This window comes from Streptomyces sp. NPDC005805 (genome assembly GCF_040630445.1).
Lineage (GTDB): Bacteria > Actinomycetota > Actinomycetes > Streptomycetales > Streptomycetaceae > Streptomyces.
In genome coordinates this window covers 1-6,658 of sequence record NZ_JBEXXN010000101.1, presented here as the reverse complement: position 1 = coordinate 6,658, position 6,658 = coordinate 1, and the positions used below count along the sequence as shown (strand labels likewise).

The 6,658-nt window shown below is 70.6% G+C and carries 7 protein-coding genes; 5 read left to right on the top strand and 2 right to left on the bottom strand.

Annotation, left to right across the window (positions count from 1 at the left end):
- The first annotated feature begins 167 nt into the window (after window positions 1-167).
- On the top strand, window positions 168-920 hold the full coding sequence (gene dapB / locus ABZ457_RS30200) for a 4-hydroxy-tetrahydrodipicolinate reductase (RefSeq protein ID WP_359164153.1): 753 nt from the start codon (window positions 168-170) through the stop codon (window positions 918-920).
- Window positions 921-932: 12 nt separating this feature from the next.
- A complete protein-coding gene (locus ABZ457_RS30195; protein ID WP_359164150.1) occupies window positions 933-1,385 on the top strand; it encodes a tetratricopeptide repeat protein in 453 nt (150 codons plus the stop codon).
- 96 nt (window positions 1,386-1,481) lie between these two features.
- Here the strand turns inward: ABZ457_RS30195 and ABZ457_RS30190 are convergent, their stop codons facing one another.
- Together ABZ457_RS30190 and ABZ457_RS30185 are read right to left on the bottom strand one after the other, a co-directional pair.
- Window positions 1,482-2,030 carry a hypothetical protein gene (locus ABZ457_RS30190; RefSeq protein WP_359164147.1) on the bottom strand — a complete coding sequence of 183 codons (549 nt, stop codon included), beginning with the start codon at window positions 2,028-2,030 and terminating at the stop codon, window positions 1,482-1,484.
- Between the two features lie 141 nt (window positions 2,031-2,171).
- Complete coding sequence (locus ABZ457_RS30185) at window positions 2,172-2,438, bottom strand: hypothetical protein (RefSeq protein WP_018849925.1); 267 nt, start codon at window positions 2,436-2,438, stop codon at window positions 2,172-2,174.
- Window positions 2,439-2,648: 210 nt separating this feature from the next.
- On the opposite strand from ABZ457_RS30185, the gene thyX reads away from it, so the two are divergent.
- From thyX to ABZ457_RS30170, 3 genes are all read left to right on the top strand, one after another.
- Window positions 2,649-3,386 carry an FAD-dependent thymidylate synthase gene (gene thyX, locus ABZ457_RS30180; RefSeq protein WP_359164144.1) on the top strand — a complete coding sequence of 246 codons (738 nt, stop codon included), beginning with the start codon at window positions 2,649-2,651 and terminating at the stop codon, window positions 3,384-3,386.
- A gap of 235 nt (window positions 3,387-3,621) precedes the next feature.
- A complete protein-coding gene (gene dapA / locus ABZ457_RS30175; RefSeq protein ID WP_359164141.1) occupies window positions 3,622-4,521 on the top strand; it encodes a 4-hydroxy-tetrahydrodipicolinate synthase in 900 nt (299 codons plus the stop codon).
- A gap of 164 nt (window positions 4,522-4,685) precedes the next feature.
- Entirely contained in the window at window positions 4,686-6,371 is a 1,686-nt protein-coding gene (locus ABZ457_RS30170) for a ribonuclease J (protein WP_359164138.1), read from the top strand.
- Window positions 6,372-6,658: the final 287 nt, after the last annotated feature.

The window sequence follows — 6,658 nt, the reverse complement described above, 5'->3', positions numbered from 1 at the left end:
TTTTTTAATGATCCCGCGACCCCCGATATCTCCACTCCTTGTCCGACACTCTTCCCCTCCACGCCGCTCTGCCGATCTGGGTGCCCGAGGGCACCCGGACCCCACGGCCGCCCCCGAACGTGCGGGCCCCGCACACGAATCCCCCCGAACCCGTGAGGAAGCAACCCATGAGCAAGCTGCGCGTGGCCGTTCTCGGAGCCAAGGGCCGTATCGGCTCGGAGGCCGTACGTGCCGTGGAGGGGGCCGAGGACCTGGAGCTGGTCGGCGCCCTCGGCCGGGGCGACAAGCTGGAGTCCCTGGTGGACTCGGGCGCCCAGGTCGTCGTCGAGCTCACCACCCCCGCCTCGGTGATGGGGAACCTCGACTTCTGCGTCCGCCACGGCATCCACGCCGTCGTCGGCACCACCGGCTGGACCGAGGAGCGGCTCGCGCAGCTCGGCACCTCGCTCGCGGCCTCCCCGGAGACCGGTGTGCTCATCGCACCGAACTTCTCCATCGGCGCGGTCCTCACCATGAAGTTCGCCCAGCAGGCGGCGCGCTGGTTTGAGTCCGCCGAGGTCGTCGAGCTGCACCACCCGAACAAGGCCGACGCCCCCTCCGGCACCGCCACCCGCACCGCGCAGCTCATCGCGGCCGCGCGCGCCGAGGCCGGGTGCCCCCCGCAGCCGGACGCCACGGTGACCGCCCTGGACGGCGCCCGGGGCGCGGACGTGGACGGCGTCCCGGTGCACGCCGTGCGGCTGCGCGGGCTCCTCGCCCACCAAGAGGTCCTCCTCGGCGGCGAGGGCGAGACCCTGACCATCCGGCACGACTCGCTGCACCACAGCAGCTTCATGCCGGGCATCCTCCTCGGCGTGCGCCGCGTCGTCTCCGCCCCCGGCCTCACCATCGGCCTGGAGCACTTCCTCGACCTCGGCTGAGAGGGGTCCGCGATGCGCGCACGGATCACGTACTTCGTCACGGCGGCCGTCCTGGTCGTCTACTTCGTCCTGGTCGGCGGCCGGGGCGTCCTCCTCATCCGCCACGGCACCCTGCTGACGGTCACCTTCGGGGTGGCGGTGCTCGTGCTGCCGCTGATCGGCGTCTGGTTCCTCTGGAAGAACACCCAGTTCGTGACCAGGGCCAACCGCCTCGCCGCCGAACTGGAGGCCGAGGGCGGCCTGCCCGTCGACGAACTGGTGCGCACCCCGGGCGGACGCATCGACCGCGACTCGGCCGACGAGGTCTTCGCCCGCCGCCGCGCGGAGACGGAGGACACGCCGGACGACTGGCGCTGCTGGTTCCGGCTGGCCGTCGCGTACCACGACGCCCGGGACACCCCGCGGGCCCGCAAGGCCATGCAGCGCGCGATCGCCCTGCACGACGGCCGGCCCGTCGCGCACTGAACCCACGGGCAGTGCCGCCTGCTTGGACGCCCGCTGCCCCGGACCGCACGGTCCGGGGCAGCGGGCGTACGCGTGGCGCGTCGCGCGCCGGGCGCGCTATGCGTCGCGGTACTCCGCGCCCCATGCCTCGACCGTGTCGGCCGCGCGGTCGAACGCCTCCAGACGGGAGAGGAAGTCGGCGTTGTGGTCGGTGAGCAGCGGGATCTGCTCGCCGCCCTGCGTCACGAGCATCAGGGCCTGCCCCTGCACTGTCCGCGGCAGCCCCAGCCAGCGCACCGGCTGCTGCACGGTCCGCAGGGCCGTCGTCCGGTTCCACGGGAGGGTCGCGGTGCGGAAGAAGCCGACCCGCCGCACACCGTGCCGGCTCACCCACGCGCCCATGCGCAGCAGCCGGAGCGCGGCGGCGACGGTGAGCCCGCCCAGCCCCATGCACACCGCCGCGCCGGACAGAGCGCCCGCGAAGGCGATGATCATCGCGGCGATGAAGACGAACGACGCGAGGAGCAGCAGCACGGCCGCCGCGCCGACCCGCCACGGGCCCGGGCGGTACGGCCGGCGCCATGCGTCGTGGTCGTCGAAGGGCAGTGCGACGTCGTCCTCTTGCGTGTCAAAAGCACGATCGGCCGTCAGAAAGGGCAGGGGCACGACGGATCCTCACTCACCAGCACGCTCACGGGGGCGGTGCACGCTCAATTGGGGCTGTGCCCGGTGAGGCTACCGAGACGCGGGAGGAGGAACCACCCCCGGGGTCCGGGGCACGCCGCGCGCGCCCCGGAATGACCCTCCTCAGCGCCCCTGGGACGCCTCGGAGGTCTGGGAGTGGCCCGGGTCCGCCGGGGACTCCAGAGCCGGTATACCGAAGAGGAGCGAGCCCACCAGGCCGCCGACGAGTGTCAGCCCGATCATCACGCGCCCGAGCACCTGCGACGCGCTCGGCCGCTGTCTGGGCGGGGGCGCGACATTGCTGCGGAAGGCGTCCGCCTCGGCGACGAACGTGAACGGGACGGCCTCGCGCCTGCGGGCACCGCCGAGAGGTCGGCGGACGGTGGACATAGCCGGGTCTCCTTCGGGACGTGACGGACGGTCGTGGGGCGGAGGCGCCGGCCCCTGCGGGCCGCCGCTTTCCGCTGCTATCCGTACAGACGTACGCAGGGCGCATTTGGTGCCCGATTCGGGATCTTTTCTCGCGACCCCGGGAAACGTGCCGGTCCGCGCGCTCGTTAAGGTGAGCGCCGCCGTTGCTCTCACTGGAAGGACCCCTCCGTGGCCGACACCCCCGCCGACGTCAAGCCGAGCTTCCGCAGCGACGTCACGGTCGAGCTGGTGAAGCACACCGCCGGCGACTCGGACGTGCTGTGGGCGGCACGCGTCTCCACCGCGGGTGAGCAGTCCCTCGACGAGCTCTCCAAGGACCCGGAGCGCTCCAAGGGGCTCATCAACTACCTGATGCGCGACCGCCACGGCAGCCCGTTCGAGCACAACTCGATGACCTTCTTCATCAGCGCCCCGATCTTCGTCTTCCGCGAGTTCATGCGGCACCGGGTGGGCTGGTCGTACAACGAGGAGTCCGGCCGCTACCGGCAGCTGGAACCGGTCTTCTACGTCCCGGACGCCGAGCGCAAGCTCGTCCAGGAGGGCCGCCCCGGCAAGTACGTCTTCGTCGAGGGCACGCAGGCGCAGCAGGAGCTGACCGGCCGCGTCATGGAGGACGCCTATCTGCACGCCTACGAGGCGTACCAGGAGATGCTGGCGGCCGGCGTGGCCCGCGAGGTGGCCCGCGCCGTCCTCCCCGTCGGCCTGTTCTCGTCGATGTACGCGACCTGCAACGCGCGGTCGCTGATGCACTTCCTCGGTCTGCGCACCCAGCACGAGGACGCCCGGGTGCCGTCCTTCCCGCAGCGGGAGATCGAGATGGTCGGCGAGAAGATGGAGGAGCACTGGGCCCGGCTCATGCCCCTGACGTACGCGGCCTTCAACGCGAACGGCCGCGTCGCGCCCTGAGCCCGCGCCCCTGAGTCCCGGAGCCGGCGTGCCCCCGGTCGGAGGGGGCACAGATGTACGTAACCCCTGGCGAAGTGTCCGTATTGCGGCGTTTCGTGAAGTTCATCTAGGCTGATCAAACGGACCCGGCACTGCTTGAACCCCCGAGCAGGCAGTGCCGGGTTCCGCATGCCACGTCGTACGTCACCTCCCCCGAGGGGACACCCTGCACAGAGCAGCGAGTAGCGTGTTACCCATGGCTCCGATCTCCACTCCGCAGATCCCCTTCGGGCGGGTCCTCACCGCCATGGTCACGCCCTTCACGGCGGACGGCGCACTCGACATCGCGGGCGCCCAGCGCCTCGCCGCCCACCTCGTGGACGCCGGCAACGACGGTCTGATCATCAACGGGACCACCGGCGAGTCGCCCACCACCAGCGACGCGGAGAAAGACCAGCTCGTACGGGCCGTACTGGAAGCGGTCGGAGACCGTGCCCATGTCGTCGCCGGCATCGGCACCAACGACACCCGCCACAGCATCGAACTCGCCCGCGCCGCGGAGCGCGCCGGGGCCCACGGCCTGCTGGCCGTCACCCCGTACTACAACAAGCCCCCGCAGGAGGGCCTGCTCCGCCACTTCACGGCGATCGCGGACGCCACCGGCCTGCCCGTGATGCTCTACGACATCCCCGGCCGCAGCGGCGTCCCCATCGACACCGAGACGATCGTCCGCCTCGCGAGCCACCCGCGGATCGTCGCCAACAAGGACGCCAAGGGCGACCTCGGCCGCGCCAGCTGGGCCATCGCCCGCAGCGGCCTCGCCTGGTACTCCGGCGACGACATGCTCAACCTGCCGCTCCTCTCCGTGGGCGCGGTCGGCTTCGTCTCCGTCGCCGGCCACGTCGTCACACCGGAGCTGCGCGCCCTGATCGACGCGCACCGGGGCGGCGACGTGCAGAAGGCCACCGAGATCCACCAGAAGCTGCTGCCCGTCTTCACGGGTATGTTCCGCACCCAGGGCGTGATCACCACCAAGGCGGCACTGGCCCTCCAGGGCCTGCCCGCCGGCCCCCTGCGGCTGCCGCTCGTCGAGCTTTCCCCCGAAGAGACCCGCCAGCTTGAGCTCGACCTGGCCGCCGGCGGGGTACAGCTCTGACATACGACTTCACAACTGAATAGCAGAACCCCGGCCGACGAGACCGACCAGGCGCGCAGCCTGCCCCCGGACCCGGCCGGAGCCATACGACAGACAGCACATGCACGAATGTCATGTACGCCACGTAGCCGACAGCGCGTGGCGTGCGTGGTGAGGAGAGTCTTTTGAGTCATCCGCATCCTGAACTCGGCGCGCCCCCGAAGCTGCCCAAGGGCGGCCTGCGCGTCACACCGCTCGGCGGCCTCGGCGAGATCGGCCGCAACATGACGGTCTTCGAGTACGACGGCCGCCTGCTCATCGTCGACTGCGGCGTGCTGTTCCCCGAGGAGGAGCAGCCCGGCATCGACCTGATCCTCCCGGACTTCACCACCCTCCGGGACCGCCTCGACGACATCGAGGGCATCGTCCTCACACACGGTCACGAGGACCACATCGGCGGGGTGCCCTTCCTGCTCCGCCTGAAGCCCGACATCCCGCTGATCGGCTCCAAGCTGACCCTGGCCCTGATCGAGGCCAAGCTCCAGGAGCACCGGATCCGCCCGTACACGCTGGAGGTCGCCGAAGGCCACCGCGAGCGCATCGGGCCCTTCGACTGCGAGTTCATCGCGGTCAACCACTCCATCCCGGACGCGCTGGCCGTCGCCATCCGCACCCCCGCGGGCCTGGTCGTGCACACCGGCGACTTCAAGATGGACCAGCTCCCGCTGGACCGCCGGCTCACCGACCTGCACGCCTTCGCGCGCCTCAGCGAGGAGGGCATCGACCTCCTGCTGTCCGACTCGACCAACGCCGAGGTGCCGGGCTTCGTCCCGCCGGAGCGGGACATCTCCAACGTCCTGCGCCAGGTCTTCGCCAACGCGCAGAAGCGCATCATCGTGGCCAGCTTCGCCAGCCATGTGCACCGCATCCAGCAGATCCTGGACGCGGCCCACGAGTACGGACGCCGGGTCGCCTTCGTCGGCCGCTCGATGGTCCGCAACATGGGCATCGCCAGGGACCTCGGCTACCTGCGGGTGCCCGCGGGCCTCGTGGTGGACGTCAAGACGCTGGACGACCTGCCGGACGACGAGGTCGTGCTCGTCTGCACGGGCTCCCAGGGCGAGCCGATGGCGGCCCTCTCCCGTATGGCCAACCGGGACCACCAGATCCGCATCGTCCCGGGCGACACCGTCATCCTGGCCTCGTCCCTGATCCCGGGGAACGAGAACGCGGTCTACCGGGTCATCAACGGCCTGACCCGCTGGGGCGCCAACGTCGTCCACAAGGGCAACGCCAAGGTGCACGTCTCGGGCCACGCCTCGGCCGGCGAGCTGCTGTACTTCTACAACATCTGCCGCCCGAAGAACCTGATGCCGGTCCACGGCGAATGGCGCCACCTGCGCGCGAACGCCGAACTCGGCGCGCTCACCGGCGTCCCCAAGGACCACATCGTCATCGCCGAGGACGGCGTCGTCGTCGACCTCGTCGACGGCCGCGCCCGCATCGTCGGCAAGGTCCAGGCCGGATACGTGTACGTCGACGGCCTCTCGGTCGGCGACGTCACGGAGCCCGCGCTCAAGGACCGCCGCATCCTCGGCGAGGAGGGCATCATCTCCGTCTTCGTCGTCGTGGACAGCACCACCGGCAAGGTGGTGGGCGGACCGAACATCCACGCCCGGGGATCCGGCATCGACGACGCGGCCTTCACCGCGGTGATGCCCAAGATCGAGGAGGCGATCGCCAAGTCGGCCGCCGACGGGGTCGCCGAGCCGCACCAGCTCCAGCAGCTGGTGCGCCGCTCGCTGGGCAAGTGGGTGTCCGACACCTACCGCCGGCGCCCGATGATCCTGCCCGTGGTGGTCGAGGTCTGACCGCCCGAGGGCGGCGCGCGCCCGCCCGATAGCACGTACTGAGGAGCGGAGCACCCCGGATTTGCGTCGGGGCGCTCCGCTCCAGTACGTTGGCGTCTCCGCCTCAACGGGAAGCCGCTCACTCATGTGTGCAGCAGGCTGTGCCCGGAGGGGGCGGGAATTCCGACTCAGAATCTCTGATAAAGTCGGAGCCGCCGAAAGGGAAAACGCGAAAGCGAGTCCTTTGAAGCATTCCCGCCGACCGGGAATCGGACACGAAAGAGTCTGATAGAGTCGGAAACGCAAGA